Raw genomic sequence first — 14,161 nt, 5'->3', positions numbered from 1 at the left:
AAGAGCCGAAGCGGCAACATGTGAATGCACTGTCGGATGCCTCCGGCGGGAGTATTTGGACCAAGAAGAAACAGGGGCGTTTTGCCGCTGAGCTGGGGGGGCGCTGAGATGTTTCCGACACCTATTCAAAAGCAATCGCGCGGCGCGCAGGTGACTTATCAGGCCCTGTTGCCGGTGGTGTTGATCATGTGGCTGTTGCCGCTGCTTGCGGTGATGCTGTTTTCCATGCGGCCTTTGGCGGATTTCACCAATGGCAATTATTGGGGCGTGCCGTCCTCGTTCGAGTTCTTCACCAATTACGGCAAGGTTTTCTTTGAAAGCGATATGCCGCGTTATCTGTGGAACTCGCTGGTGATTACTGTACCCACCGTGATTGGCGCTGTGGCGCTGAGCTGCATGACCGGTTTTGCGCTGGGAATCTATCGGTTCAAGGGCAACTTGCTGATCTTCTTCATGTTCATCGCGGGCAACTTTGTGCCGTTCCAGATTCTCATGGTGCCGGTGCGTGATCTGACCGTGTCGGCAGGCCTGTATGACACCAAGCTGGGGCTGGTTCTGTTCCATATCGCCTTTCAGACCGGGTTTTGCACCTTGTTCATGCGCAACTTTATCCGCGCCCTCCCATTCGAGTTGATCGAGGCGGCGCGCGTCGAAGGTGTGGCGGAATGGCGGATTTTCTGGTACGTGGTTCTGCCGCTGATGCGACCGGCGATTGCGGCGCTGGCGGTGCTGATCTTTACCTTTATCTGGAACGATTATTTCTGGGCGGTCGTGCTGACACAAGGCCCGGACGCGCAGCCGGTGACGGCGGGGATCACCTCGTTCAACTCGCAATTCGTGGCGCAATATCACCTGATGAGCGCGGGTAGCATCGTGGCGGCGCTGCCGCCGGTGGCGATGTTCTTCATGATGCAGCGACACTTTATTGCGGGCCTGACCCTGGGGGCCGTGAAGTGAAGACTTGGCGCATTGACGCAAAGGGCCAGACGATTGTTCTGGCCTCGGATGGCGGTGTTCCTGCCGCCATCTATTGGGGGCCGAGCCTGCCTGAGACTGATTTGACGGCCATCGCCGCGCAGGCTCAGGTCGACGTGACAGGTGGGATGATTGACCGCCTGCCTCCGATCCCGCTGTGCCCCGTCGAAGGGGATAGCCTGCATATGCAGCCCGGGCTGGTTGCCTATCGTAACGGGCGGGCGCTGCATCCGCACTTTGAGTTGGTTTCCGGCGAGGATAACCGCTTTGTGGCTGAGGATGCCGCATTGGGCCTGCGCCTGACGGTTGAGTTCCACCCTGTTGGTGCGGTGATCGAGACGCGCACGGTCCTTGACGCTGCACAACCCGTGACCCTGCATCATTTGGCGGCTCCGGTTCTACCTGGGCCGCAATCTGGCGATATCCGCCATTTTGGTGGGCGGTGGATTGGAGAATTCCGCGCCGAAAAAGCGCCCTGGCAGCCCGGTATTTTCAAACGCGAAGCCCGCACGGGGCGCTCGGGGCATGAACATCCGCCGCTGGCCTTCTTTGCCGAAGCTGGGTGTTCCAACGCCCAAGGCACGGCCTTTGGCATGCATTATGGCTGGTCCGGTGGTCACATCATGCAAGCCGAAGAGCTACCCGATGGTCGCCGCCAAATCCAATGGGGCCATGCCACCGGGACTCAAGGAACTGGGACCCGGTTTGAAACCGCCAGTCTGGCGGTGACTGTCTCGACCCATGGGCTCAACGGCTGCGCCACGGCCTTTCAACGCTACATTCGCGACGAGGTGGTGAGCTGGCCCAAGCCCGACACCGCCCGCCCGGTGCATTACAACTGCTGGGAAGCGATCTATTTCGACCATGATCTAGAGACGCTCAAGGATATCGCCAATCGCGCAGCTGAACTGGGGGCAGAGCGCTTTGTGCTGGATGACGGCTGGTTTGGCAGGCGCGATGATGACACGACCAGTCTGGGCGATTGGGAGATTGATCCGCGCAAATGGCCCGATGGGCTGACGCCGATTATTGAGCATGTGCAGAGCCTGGGTATGAGTTTTGGCCTGTGGTTTGAGCCTGAGATGGTCAATATGGACAGTGACCTGGCCCGCGCGCATCCGGATTGGATATTGGGGCGTGCCGATCAGATCGAGGGGCGTCAGCAGCGCGTGCTGGATATGGCGAATGGCGAGGTGCGCGATTACCTGTTTGACAAGATTGACGCGGTGCTCGGCAGCCATGACATCGACTACGTCAAATGGGATCACAACCGCTTGTTGCCCGCGCCGGATGCGACCCAGGCCGAGGGCACTTTGATCCTGCTGGAATGCCTGCGTCAGGCCCACCCAAACGTGGAGTTCGAAAGCTGTGCCTCGGGCGGCGGTCGCGTTGATGCCGGTATCCTGCGCAGCACCCAGCGTGTCTGGCTGTCCGATAGCAATGACCCCCTGGAGCGCTTGCGAATCCAGCATGAGGCGGCGCTGTTGCTGCCAATGGCGGTGACCGGATCGCATGTTGGGCCACGCAAGTGCCATACGTCAGGCCGGGTCAGCGATATACGCTTTCGTGCTTGGGTGGCGGCGCAGCGCCATATGGGGTTCGAGATGGACCCGCGCGAGCTGAGCGAGGACGAAGCGCAAGTGCTGCGTGATGTGGCCAGCTGGTGGAAGGCCAACCGAGATTGGATGCGACGGGCGGACATTTTGCGGCTCGACAGCAACGATCCTGCAGTGATCGCTGAACAGCAACTGGCCGAGGATGGCGCGTGCTTTGTCGTCTTTGCCGGGCAGGCAGAGAGCAGCGCGCAAATTCTGCCGCGCCCTTTGTGCCTGACGGGCTTGGACCCGGACGCCACCTATCGTATCAGCCTGCTCAACGCTGATGAGGCCCATCACCTGTCGCGCGGTACGCCTGCGATCAAACAGGGGCCGGTCGAACTCAGCGGTCAATTTCTCATGCATCATGGCCTGACCCTGCCATGGCGTTTTCCGGAAACCATGTGGGTCCTCGAGGGGGCGCGGCTATGAGCGGCTTGGCTTGGATAGCGGTTGATTGGGGCACCTCGCATTTGCGGGTCTGGCTGATGGCGGATGACGGCTCGGTTCTGGATCGCAAGGAATGTGATCAGGGCATGGGGCGGCTGACCGCAGCGGATTATGAGCGTGTCTTGCTGGAACAGGTCGGTGCGGCTTTGCCCGAAAGCGGTCAGGTCCCGGTGATTGTTTGCGGCATGGCTGGCTCTCGCCAAGGATGGTGCGAGGCCCCCTATGCCAGCACCCCTTGCGAAGCGCCCTCGCTGGCGCAAGCCACGCAGGTGGCAACGGCAGATGCGCGGCTCGATGTACGTATTCTGCCCGGGATCAAGCAGGAACGACCCGCAGATGTCATGCGCGGCGAGGAAACCCAGATCGCGGGGTTCCTGGCGCAAGAGCCTGATTTTGACGGCGTGCTGTGCCTGCCCGGAACGCATAACAAGTGGGTGCATATCAGTGCCCGCGAGGTCGTCAGCTTTCGCACCTTTATGACAGGCGAGCTTTTTGCCTTGATCGGTGGCCAATCGGTGTTGCGCCATTCGCTCGGCGAAGACGGCTGGGACGATGCCGCCTTTCTCGATGCGGTTTCGCAAGGCATGTCACACCCGGCGGCGCTGGGCTGTGATCTCTTTGCGTTGCGCGCGGAATCGCTGCTGCAGGGGCTCAGCCCTGCCACGGCCCGCGCCCGCCTGTCGGGCCAGTTGATAGGCATGGAGCTGACCGCCTCGCGCCCCTATTGGCTGGGGCAGGATGTGGTCGTTCTGGGCGAAAGCGGTATTGCCGGGGCCTATATGAAAGCGCTGGATGCGCAGGGCGCGATGCCGCGCTCGGTCTCGGCCGCTGATATCACCTTGCGCGGGTTAACCGCCGCCTTTGAGACACTCAAGGAAACAAAATGAGCCGTGAAATCATTGCCATTCTGCGCGGGCTGACCCCGGCAGAGGCCCTGCCGATTACCGATGCGCTGATCAATGCAGGGATCACCAAGATCGAAGTGCCGCTGAACTCGCCCGACCCGTTTGACAGCATTGCGGCGATGCGTGCCCATGCCGGGGATCGCGCCGTGATCGGGGCGGGTACGGTTTTGGAGGTCGCTCAGGTCAAAAAACTGGCTGAGATTGGGGCGCAGATGGTGGTTTCGCCTGATTGCTTCCCCGAAGTGATCCGCGCCACCAAGGCGGCGGGAATGCTGTCCCATCCTGGTGTGATGACCCCGTCCGAGGCGTTCAGTGCCTTGCGCAATGGTGCGGATGGGCTCAAGTTCTTTCCCGGTTTCAAACTGGGTGTGGACGGGCTTAAAGCGCTCAAGGCGGTGCTGCCGCCTGAGGCCAAGACCTATGCCGTGGGGGGCGCAGGCCCAGCCAACTTCTCGGACTGGGTGGCTGCGGGTGTAAGCGGTTTTGGCATTGGCTCTAACATCTACAAACCCGGCTATAGCGCCGAACAGGTGGCCGAATTGGCCGCTGAGATCGTCACCGCCTATGACGAGGCTTTTGCATGAAGCGCACGCTTGGCACTTGTTACTATCCCGAACATTGGCCCGAAGAGATCTGGGAACAAGACGCCGCCCGCATGGTCGAGGCTGGACTGACCTGGATACGTATCGGTGAGTTCGCCTGGTCGCGGATTGAGCCGACACCGGGCGATTTGCATTGGGATTGGCTGGATCGCGCCATCGAAGTACTGGGCAGGGCCGGGCTCAAGGTGGTGTTGGGCACGCCTACCGCCACGCCGCCGCGCTGGGTGGTGGACAAGCATCCCGATATGCTCGCCGTGGATGCGGACGGCAATCCGCGCAAGTTCGGTTCGCGTCGGCATTATTGTTTTAGCCATGCCGGGTATCTCGACGAATGCCGTCGCATCGTTGGTCTGGTGGCGGAACGCTACGGGGCGAATCCTCATGTGGCGGCCTGGCAGACCGATAATGAATATGGCTGCCATGATACGATCATCAGCTATTCCGATGCGGCGCGTCTGGCGTTCCGCGACTGGCTGCGCGCGCGGTATGACAGTGTTGAGGTGCTGAATAAGGCCTGGGGCAATATCTTTTGGTCGATGGAGTATAACAGTTTTGACCAGATCGACCTGCCCAACCTGACGGTGACCGAGCCGAACCCGGCCCATGTCATGGCCTTCCGCCGCTTTTCCTCGGATCAGGTGGTGGTGTTTAACAAGGTGCAGGTTGATATCCTGAAACAGCACACCTCGGCACCCATTGCCCATAACTATATGGGGCGGATCACCGACTTCGATCACTATGACGTGGGAGCGGATCTGGAGATCGCGAGCTGGGACAGCTATCCGCTCGGCTTTCTTGAGGATCGCGTCGGGGCCAGCCTGGAAGAGCAGCGCGATTATGCGCGCCAGGGCGACCCGGATTTTCAGGCCTTTCACCATGACCTCTATCGGGCCGTGGGCGCGGCCAAGGGCAATCAACCTGTGGCGCAGGGCCGTTGGTGGGTTATGGAACAGCAGCCCGGCCCGGTGAACTGGGCTCCTTACAATCCATCTCCGCTGCCCGGCATGGTGCGGCTCTGGACGTGGGAGGCCTTTGCCCATGGGGCCGAGGCGGTGTGCTATTTCCGCTGGCGTCAGGCCCCTTTTGCGCAGGAACAACTACATGCTGGGCTTTTGCGTCCTGACAGCGTGGATGCCCCGGCGATCCATGAGGCGCGGCAAGTCAGGGATGAGCTGATAGACGCGCCAGAGGTGCAGCCGAAACAGGCCCCGGTGGCTCTGGTCTTTGACTATGCCTCGGATTGGATGTGGGCGACACAACCGCAGGGGCAGGGGCTGAGCTATTTTGGTCTCGTTCTGGATACCTATCGCGCCTTGCGCCGGGCCGGGTTGACCGTCGACATTCTGCCGCTGCGCGCCGATGTTTTTGACGGTTACAAGGCGATCTTTGTCCCCGGTGTCATGTATCTTTCGGATGAGATAAAAGCGGCACTCAGCGCGAGCAAGGCGCAGGTCGTTCTTGGTCCGCGCACCGGTGCGCGCGACGCGGATTTTGTTATGCCACACGCGCCTTTGCCCCCTGCCATGCCGGGGTTGGATGTCACCGTGTCACGGCTGGAAACCCTGCGCCCCGATATGCCCATAGCCTTGCAAGGTGGCGGTGCGATCACCGGCTATCTCGAAGAGATCGAAGGCAGTGCCGAAACGCTGCTAAAGACCGAGGCCGGGGCTCCGGTCGCCATGCGCCAAGGCAATCTGACCTACATGGCGGGCTGGGGGGATGGTGCGGCGATGGATCGCTTGGTTGCTCTGATCGGCGGCGCCGCGGGTCTGGAGCTGCGCCAATTGCCCAAAGGCATCCGCACCCGCGATACTGCGACGGAACGGTTTTGGTTCAACCACACAACCGAGGCGGTTGAAGTCGAGGGTGAAATGCTGCCCGCAGCCGGCGTGCGCCGCGTGGCTCTGACCTAGGGGCGGGACCCTAAGCTTTCAAACGAAAGCACGAATCAAACACTTACCCCCGGACCTATTGATCCGGGGATACGAGTTTTAGCTTCCCAAACCCGCCTCGGCCTCGATTTGCTTGCGCGATTTGCGCGCGCGCTCGGTGGCTGATTTCAACTGACCACAAGCGGCCATGATGTCTTCGCCCCGCGTTTTGCGGATGGGTGAGGCATAGCCCGCCTGATAGATGATATTGGCAAAGGCGCGGATACGATTGTTTGACGACCGCTTATAAGGCGCGCCGGGCCATTCATTGAACGGAATCAGGTTGATCTTGGCGGGAATGTTAAAGCGCTTGATGTGGTCAATCAAACGATGCGCGTCTTCGTCACTGTCATTCACCCCAGCCAACATCACATATTCAAAGGTGATGCGTTCGGAATTCGAGGCCTTGGGATAGGCGGCCAGCGCCTCAAGAAGTTCATCGATATTCCATCGCTTGTTGATCGGGACCAGCACATCGCGGGTTTCATTCGTGGTCGCGTGGAAAGAAATCGCCAGCAAACAACCGATTTCCTCAGCCGTGCGCGCAATCTCTGGAACGACGCCAGAGGTCGAAAGGGTTATGCGGCGGCGCGAAAGTTGAATGCCTTCGGGATCCATGGCGATCTTCATCGCGTCCCGCACATTGTCGAAGTTGTACAAAGGTTCGCCCATGCCCATCAGCACGATATTGGACAGCAGCCGTGTTTCATCCTTTGGGGCACCGGGCACTGGCCATTCGCCCAAGTCATCACGCGCCATCATTACCTGACCGATGATCTCACCGGCGGTCAGATTGCGCACCAACTTTTGCGTGCCGGTGTGGCAAAAGGAACAGGTCAGCGTGCAACCCACCTGGCTGGAGATACACAAGGTGCCGCGATCTTCCTCGGGGATATAGACCACCTCGACCTCATGCCCCCCCGCAATGCGCACCAGGTATTTGCGTGTGCCATCCTCGGACACCTGCTTGGACACCACTTCGGGGATCTCGATCACGAATTTTTCAGCCAGCATGGCGCGATAGGGCTTGGCCAGATTGGTCATGCTGTCAAAGTCGCGCACACCCCATTGATAGATCCACTGCCAAATCTGCCCAACCCGCATCTTGGCCTGCTTTTCCTTGGTTCCGGCCTCGATCAGCACGTCGCGCATCTGCGCGCGTGTCAGACCAACAAGGTTCTTTTTCTCTCCCTCCGGCAGTTTGCGGGGGATTGTCATAACATCCTGCGTGATCGGGGCATCGGCGGGCATGGCTGTGCTCTCTGGCTGAGTCTCAACAAGGTAAGGGGCGCGTTTACACGAAAAGATGTGAAAAAGAAAATGAATTTGAAGGGCAAGGTAACTGACAGGCTGTTGTCAGTTGGCCCCTGTCACAAGGGCAGCAGACAATACAGGAGATTTGATATGTCTGTTCTAGAAACCGTGCGCTACCGTTTGAAACCTGATGCCACCCCCGAGGCGGCGATCAAGGCCTGGGAAAAATCCCAAAGCTTTGCCCGTGCCCAGGATGGGTTTCTGTCGCGCAAACTGGCTGTGACGGGCGAGGGCGACTGGCTTGATCTGGTTGAGTGGCGCGATATGACCTGCGCCAAGGCGGCTGGTGCGGCCTTTAACCCAGCCAATTTCCCGGAACTGATGGACCTTGTCACCGTTCTGGACGAGAGTTCCATGGTTATGTCCCATTACGAAGTGAAAGGCGAAACAGGCTGAGATGCGGCGCACCGACCGGCTATTCGAGATTATTCAAATCATCCGCGACGGTCGCCTCCACAAAGCGCAGGACCTTGCGGAGGTGCTCGAAGTGTCGGTGCGCACCATCTATCGTGACCTTGATACGCTGACCGCATCCGGCATCCCGATTGAAGGCGAACGGGGTGTCGGCTATATCCTGCGCGCGCCGATTTTCCTGCCCCCGGTGACGTTGACCCAGGTCGAACTCGAAGCGCTGCATCTTGGTGCGGCCCTTGTCCAGCGCAGTGCGGACCCAGAGCTGCAACAGGCCGCCCGCAACCTGGTGGCAAAGGTGGACCAGGTCATGCCAGAGGCGCGCAAACCTCCGGATGAGGGCTGGGGCATGGCGATTTTTGGGTCCGATGACATTCAGGCCAGTTTTGCCTTCATGCCGCTGATCCGCAGTGCCATTCGCGAAAAACAGGTCCTGACATTGGATTATGCCCGGGCTGATGGCCAAACCAGCCGCCGCCACATCCGCCCTTTGCAAATGGAATATTGGGGCGCGGTCTGGACCTGTACCGCGTGGTGCGAATCCCGCAATGATTTTCGCGTCTTTCGCATCGACCGCATGTGCGGCGTGCTCAAGGCGGATCGCATGTTTCAGGACGAACCGGGCAAAACCCTGCGGGATTACGTGTTGCGTGAAGGCTATGCCGATGAACAAGAAAAAGGCGCAATCTGAACCGCGCCCTTTTACTCTGTCAAAGTTTCTTCTTGGTCCAAATATTCTGGGGGTGAATGGAGCCCTCAGGCTCCAGAGGGGGCTAGCCCCCTGACCCGCCCGCCGCAGGGGTTACCCGCAGCGTTTGCCCGCATCCTCAACCGCAGCTGTAAAGCCCAGCAAGGAGAATGTATCTTTGGTGATCGTCCCACGCCCGGATTTCGCTGTCAGAACCGCATTCGCGCCACGTTTCATCGCAGTCACGATCTTGGCGTCATCCTGTGGCGTCGCGGGCCAGGCCCATTCACCCTCGGTATAAAGCTCGAACTGGGTGCCGCCGATATTCATGTTGACGGTGGAGCCTTTGGCAAAAGGATAGCCGCCGGTAAAGGCCAACTGACCAGTCACACCCGCTCCGGGACGGAAAAACACCATCAACAGGATGTCACCGCGGGTCACGGATTTGATCCGTCCTGACGCATCCGTGTTCACGCTTTCCTTATAGGTCGACACGGCCCAGCATTCCTTGGGGCTGTCACCCTCAAAGACCGACCAATCCGTCATTGCATCAACACGGTTTGTGCTTGTTTCCTGTGCGACCGCCATGTTTGCGGTCAGCAACAGTGCGGCTGCACTGGCTTTGAAAACCCGACCAAGACCTGAAATCATTCCTGCAGCCTCCAGCTGTCTAGCCTCTTCACTCTTGCCGCGCTTGTGCCAGATCTTTTGTTCCAAAGACAGCGCGCGACTTTTTTCTCTCGACGGCGGGACAATAGCCTGAAAAAACCAAAAACGAAAAGCCCTGTTGGCAGATTATTGCTTAGCAATGAGGAAACTAGGATGTGTGCAGCCGAAGCTTTGGTCGAAATCCACCGTGGGCCATTTTTGGAAAGCCAACATATGGGGCATGCGGTCATCTGTGATAGCACAGGTGGTATAATTGAGGCCTGGGGCGATCCTGAGACAATTGTGTTGCCCAGAAGCTCTGCCAAGATGATTCAAGCCCTGCCTTTGGTCATGTCCGGGGCCGCCCAAGCCTATGGCATCGGTCCGGATCGGCTGGCTCTTGCCTGTGCGTCGCACCAGGGGGCACCTTTGCATGTTCAGGCGGTCAATACCTGGCTGGCGGATCTCGGCCTAGGGGACGGCGATCTCATCTGCGGGACCGAAGCCTCGCGCGATAAGGAGTTGAGGTTCCAGATGATCCGTGACGGCGAAACCCCGTGCCGCGTTCATAACAATTGCTCGGGCAAGCATTCCGGGTTTCTGACCTTGACCAAACATCTTGGGGCGGGTGCGAATTATGTCGATCCCAGCCATCCGGTGCAGGTGTCTGTGCGGGATGCGTTTGAAGACGTGACCCAGATGGAGAGCCCGGGTTTTGGCATTGACGGCTGCTCGGCCCCGAATTTTGCCACAACCATGCATGGCATGGCGCGGGCCATGGCCTTTTTCGCCAGCGCGGGGCAGCGCAATGACGCCATGTCTAACGCTGCGGGGCAGTTGGTCGAGGCGATGATGGCCTTCCCGGAACTGGTCGCCGGGGAAACCCGCGCCTGCACCCATCTGATGCGCGCCGCACAGGAGCCACTGGCTATCAAGACAGGGGCCGAAGGTTATTTCGTCGCCATTCTGCCAAAACGCGGGATCGGCATCTCGCTCAAGATTGCAGATGGGGCGACCCGTGCCTCCAATTGCGCGATTGCCGCCATTCTGGTGCGGCTTGGCGTGTTGGATGCGGCGAACCCGGAAGTGAAACGCTTTCTCAACCCGCCAGTTAAAAACTGGGACGGTTTGGTGACGGGGGAAATACGGCCAGTGGCTGGGTTGACCGGCGCGGCTTAGGGGCCTGACCTTAGACGAAATCTGCCTTGGCATAGCCTTGCAAATAGAGCAGGGCGGTCAGATCGCCGTGATTGACCCGCAGGTTACACTGCGCTTGCACGCTGGGTTTGGCGTGCAAAGCCACGCCCATTCCGGCGCGGGTCAACATGCCCAGATCATTGGCCCCATCGCCGACTGCGACCACATCAGCCTCGGAAATCCCGAGTTTGGCGGTGATCTGTTCCAATGCCTCGACCTTGGCCTCGCGCCCCAGGATCGGGCGGCCCACCTCACCGGTCAGCTTTCCATCCGCAACGAGCAATGTATTGGCGCGGTTTTCGTCAAAGCCGAGCATCTGTGAGACGCGCGAGGTAAAGGCGGTGAACCCGCCCGAAACCAGCGCCGCATAGCCGCCATCCTGTTTCATCGTTGCCAACAAAGTCTTGCCGCCGGGCATCAGGGTGATGCGATTGGCAACGACCGTGTCGATCACGCTTTCGGGCAGATCCTTGAGCAAGGCAACGCGTTCGATCAGTGCCCCGTCGAAATCCAGCTCGCCATTCATGGCGCGGGCGGTGATGTCTTTGACATGGGCACCAACGCCGGCCTCTTCGGCCAGCTCGTCGATGCATTCCTGCTGGATCATGGTGCTGTCCATATCCGCCAGAACCATGCGCTTCTTGCGCCCGGCCTCGGGGAAGATGTTCAGGTCGACCTGATCAAGGAGAGAGGCGCGCACCTCATCGAAATTCTCCGGCGCTTGCGCCAGCGGGAATTCCGCCGCCTCACCCTCGGACAGCCAAACCGCGACCCCGCCGCCCCAGGCATTGCGCAGGTTATCAACAAGCGCGGTGTCGAGAGTGCCGGGTTTGGCGATGAGAGAGACGATCAGCATGGGTCAGGCACCTTGGGCAGCTATTGGGGCTCATTCGCGGCGGGTTTTGGCATGGGATGCCCCTCTTGGCCAGCGCTGAGGGGGAGAGGGGCGAAAATTTTTGCAAAAAATTTTGCGCCAGGACGCGCTGTTTCAGAACCTCGGGAACGTCAGGCAAAGCTGCCCTGACAGAACCACCCCGAGGACAGCGCGCCGCCATGGGCGTAAAACAGCCAGAGCCGGTCGCCGTGATCGGTATCGACCTGCCAATAATCGCGCACCCCGCTGCGCCAGGCTGGTTCATCCAGCCACCATTCCGGGGCGATCCGTTCGGGCCCCGACGCCCCCGTGGTGACAAAGCGCCGTCCGCGCCATTGGAAGCCTTTGGGCAGGTCGGGGTGATCGGGGGCGGTGACCGCATCTGGCGGCCATAGCAATAGGGGGCGCGGGGTTGGTGGGCTGGGCCAGTCCCGCGCCGGTTCCGACCAGGCCGCTGCCAGAGTGGTGGCGCATTTCTCGGGGATATGGCTGCTGCTTGGATGGCGGCGGGTGATGGCCTCCATGCCGATGCGCGCGCCCAATCGGCCCAGCAGATCCTCAAGCGCGGCCCCCTGATCCTTGCGCTGCTTGCCGCGTTCGGCGGCGGCCTTGTGTCCGGCCATGCGGCGGTCATGCAGCGGGTCATGGCCCACCGCCTCAAGCCGCAGCATATCAATGCCCGGGCCAGCCTCGATCCCGGGCAGTTTCATCTTCAGCAAGGGCATCAGCCTGTGGGGGGAGGTGCTGGCCACCGCCGCGCTGACCATCTGCCATTCCATCAGCCCATCGCAGCGATGTGCTTCGATGCGCAGCACCCGCGCCCCGCGCCCCTTGGTCTTGAGCTTGGCACAGAGCTGCTCCAGCATCCGCTCCAACCCGGCGACCACATCCGCCTCAAGCCCGATAGGCTCGGGAAAGGACATGCGCACCGAAAAGCGTTCGGGTGGCGGGGCGGGAGAGATCGGCTCAGGCGCGCTGCCAAGCGCTTGATCCAGCTTATCCACCAACCCACGCCCAAAGCGGCGGGCCAGCCCGGCGCGGGGTTGCCCCATCAGGTCACCCACCCGGCGCAGGCCCAGCCGGTTCAGTTGCTCCACCATCTGCGGTTCAAGCCGCAGCGCGGCGATGGGCAGAGGCGAAAGCACCTGCCAGCTTTTGCCGATGGGCGCGATGCGCTCTTGCAAGGCGGGGCCGGTGGAGATGTGCGGGGCCGCGCCGCCGCGCGTCCAATGCCGCCGCTTACCCGCCCGGGAGCGGGTGGCGCGGGCCTCTTGATCGATGGCATCACCGGAGCGATGTGCCTGTGTGTCCTGCGCCGTGAACCGCGCCAGAGCCCAGGCAGCCCCCAATGTATCGGCGATGCCAAGGCGGACGGTCAGCCCCAGATCGGCGCAATCCAGCGCCACCTGTTCCGCCAGCGCCACCTCTCCGCCGAACAGATGGGCGCAGCCGGTCAGATCGATCACCAGCCCATCCGGGGGCGAGGCGGCGACCCAAGGGGAAAACTTGCCCGCCCAGCGGTGCAGCACCCCGAGAAAAGCCGCCTCTTGCCGTTCGGATTGGGGGCGGGTGATCAGGTCGCCACACATGGCATAGGCATCGCGCAGGGGTTGGCGCAGATGCAGCCCCAGCTTCGCCGCCTCTGGTGACAGGGAGGACAGGATCTGTGCCTGCCCTTCATCGCGGATCACGGCCAAAGGTTTGCCCAGCAAATGTGGTTCCGCCCGGATCAGGCGATCAACCCCAAGGCGGGGAAACCAAAGCGACAGGATGCGACGATGTGGCATGGGGCAGGCAGAGAATCGACAGAGGATGATTTTGTTCTCTATTTGTTCTAATTTGCCTTGCTTGCTGAGTCGAGTCCTCTGCGCCGGAACGGATCCCTATGCGTGGTCATCCTTAAAGAGGCGCGGTTCAGACGCATCACCGGACAATTCACGTGCCAATTGCGTGTTCTTCACCTGTCGCGGATCAAGGGACGGATCGGCCTCGGCGCGCAGGTTGAACACGGTCAACAAGGTTTCTTGGGTCAGATCCTGTCCGGAGCCGCCGCCCTGATCCTTGGAGGTTTTGCCCTGCTGCGTCTGGGCCAGAACCAATTCCTGCATCAGTTCGGCCTTGAGCGACATCAGCGCATTAAGCTGCCGGGTCAAGGCTTCGGCCTGGGGGCCAGTGGCGGTTTGCAAGGCCCCTTGCAAGGCTTCGATCTGTTGCTCCAGCTCTTTGATCTGCTCGCTCAGCTTGACCTCAAAATTGCGGATATCGTCAATCGCCTCGCGCAGCTGATCGATCACCCGCTCAGGCTCTTCGATCGGGGGGGCATGCGCCTCTTGCACATAGGTCTCAAAGCGATCCTCTGCGGCGGTCGGCGTGTCATTTTGCGCCGGTTTCGGCGTGTTGTGATTATGTTTTTCGGGATCAAAAATTTGTCCCGCGACGGGTTGTACATCCATGACTATTTCAAACCTTCTGTTTGAGCGGATGCAGGTTAGCGCCAATTCCTAAAGAAACTCCTGCCCGAAATCCGCCATGGCGCGGGAACCGCGCTTTGTGTCGCGAATACGCTTGCCC

At 60.5% G+C, this 14,161-nt stretch carries 13 protein-coding genes; 8 read left to right on the top strand and 5 right to left on the bottom strand.

Annotation, left to right across the window (positions count from 1 at the left end):
* Positions 1-108: 108 nt before the first annotated feature.
* Genes CLV87_RS06350 through CLV87_RS06330 form a run of 5 tightly spaced genes read left to right on the top strand, consistent with a single transcriptional unit; the run spans position 109 to position 6,440 of the window.
* Positions 109-957, top strand: a complete 849-nt coding sequence (locus tag CLV87_RS06350; protein ID WP_099242690.1) for a carbohydrate ABC transporter permease — start codon at positions 109-111, stop codon at positions 955-957.
* Complete coding sequence (locus tag CLV87_RS06345; RefSeq protein WP_099242692.1) at positions 954-3,002, top strand: alpha-galactosidase; 2,049 nt, start codon at positions 954-956, stop codon at positions 3,000-3,002. The genes CLV87_RS06350 and CLV87_RS06345 overlap by 4 nt, the downstream gene beginning before the upstream one ends.
* Entirely contained in the window at positions 2,999-3,907 is a 909-nt protein-coding gene (locus CLV87_RS06340) for a 2-dehydro-3-deoxygalactonokinase (protein WP_099242694.1), read from the top strand. Before CLV87_RS06345 ends, CLV87_RS06340 begins: the two co-directional genes overlap by 4 nt.
* On the top strand, positions 3,904-4,509 hold the full coding sequence (locus CLV87_RS06335) for a 2-dehydro-3-deoxy-6-phosphogalactonate aldolase (RefSeq protein ID WP_099242696.1): 606 nt from the start codon (positions 3,904-3,906) through the stop codon (positions 4,507-4,509). The genes CLV87_RS06340 and CLV87_RS06335 overlap by 4 nt, the downstream gene beginning before the upstream one ends.
* The gene (locus CLV87_RS06330) at positions 4,506-6,440 is read left to right on the top strand and encodes a beta-galactosidase (protein WP_099242698.1); all 1,935 of its coding nucleotides are present in this window, start codon (positions 4,506-4,508) and stop codon (positions 6,438-6,440) included. Before CLV87_RS06335 ends, CLV87_RS06330 begins: the two co-directional genes overlap by 4 nt.
* Positions 6,441-6,518: 78 nt before the next feature.
* Here the strand turns inward: CLV87_RS06330 and rlmN are convergent, their stop codons facing one another.
* On the bottom strand, positions 6,519-7,709 hold the full coding sequence (gene rlmN, locus CLV87_RS06325) for a 23S rRNA (adenine(2503)-C(2))-methyltransferase RlmN (RefSeq protein ID WP_099242699.1): 1,191 nt from the start codon (positions 7,707-7,709) through the stop codon (positions 6,519-6,521).
* Between the two features lie 153 nt (positions 7,710-7,862).
* On the opposite strand from rlmN, the gene CLV87_RS06320 reads away from it, so the two are divergent.
* Positions 7,863-8,168 carry an antibiotic biosynthesis monooxygenase family protein gene (locus CLV87_RS06320; protein WP_099242700.1) on the top strand — a complete coding sequence of 102 codons (306 nt, stop codon included), beginning with the start codon at positions 7,863-7,865 and terminating at the stop codon, positions 8,166-8,168.
* A 1-nt stretch (position 8,169) separates the two neighbouring features.
* Positions 8,170-8,874, top strand: a complete 705-nt coding sequence (locus CLV87_RS06315; RefSeq protein WP_099242702.1) for a helix-turn-helix transcriptional regulator — start codon at positions 8,170-8,172, stop codon at positions 8,872-8,874.
* 111 nt (positions 8,875-8,985) lie between these two features.
* Here the strand turns inward: CLV87_RS06315 and CLV87_RS06310 are convergent, their stop codons facing one another.
* Positions 8,986-9,522, bottom strand: a complete 537-nt coding sequence (locus CLV87_RS06310) for an invasion associated locus B family protein (protein ID WP_099244680.1) — start codon at positions 9,520-9,522, stop codon at positions 8,986-8,988.
* Positions 9,523-9,693: 171 nt separating this feature from the next.
* On the opposite strand from CLV87_RS06310, the gene CLV87_RS06305 reads away from it, so the two are divergent.
* Positions 9,694-10,698 (top strand): asparaginase, encoded by a 1,005-nt coding sequence (locus CLV87_RS06305; protein ID WP_099242704.1) that lies wholly within the window; start codon positions 9,694-9,696, stop codon positions 10,696-10,698.
* A gap of 10 nt (positions 10,699-10,708) precedes the next feature.
* Here CLV87_RS06305 and serB read toward each other — a convergent pair whose 3' ends face one another.
* The 3 genes from serB to CLV87_RS06290 form a co-directional block, all read right to left on the bottom strand.
* A complete protein-coding gene (serB, locus tag CLV87_RS06300) occupies positions 10,709-11,572 on the bottom strand; it encodes a phosphoserine phosphatase SerB (protein ID WP_099242706.1) in 864 nt (287 codons plus the stop codon).
* 149 nt (positions 11,573-11,721) lie between these two features.
* On the bottom strand, positions 11,722-13,377 hold the full coding sequence (locus CLV87_RS06295; RefSeq protein ID WP_099242708.1) for a Y-family DNA polymerase: 1,656 nt from the start codon (positions 13,375-13,377) through the stop codon (positions 11,722-11,724).
* A gap of 96 nt (positions 13,378-13,473) precedes the next feature.
* Positions 13,474-14,043: a hypothetical protein gene (locus CLV87_RS06290; protein WP_099242710.1), complete on the bottom strand. Its 570-nt coding sequence runs from the start codon at positions 14,041-14,043 to the stop codon at positions 13,474-13,476.
* Positions 14,044-14,161 lie beyond the last annotated feature (118 nt).

Origin of the sequence: Pelagimonas phthalicica, assembly GCF_004364805.1 — a bacterium.
Classification (GTDB): Bacteria; Pseudomonadota; Alphaproteobacteria; order Rhodobacterales; family Rhodobacteraceae; genus Pelagimonas; species Pelagimonas phthalicica.
Note: the sequence above shows the minus strand (reverse complement) of the source record. Positions and strands in the feature narration are given on the sequence as shown.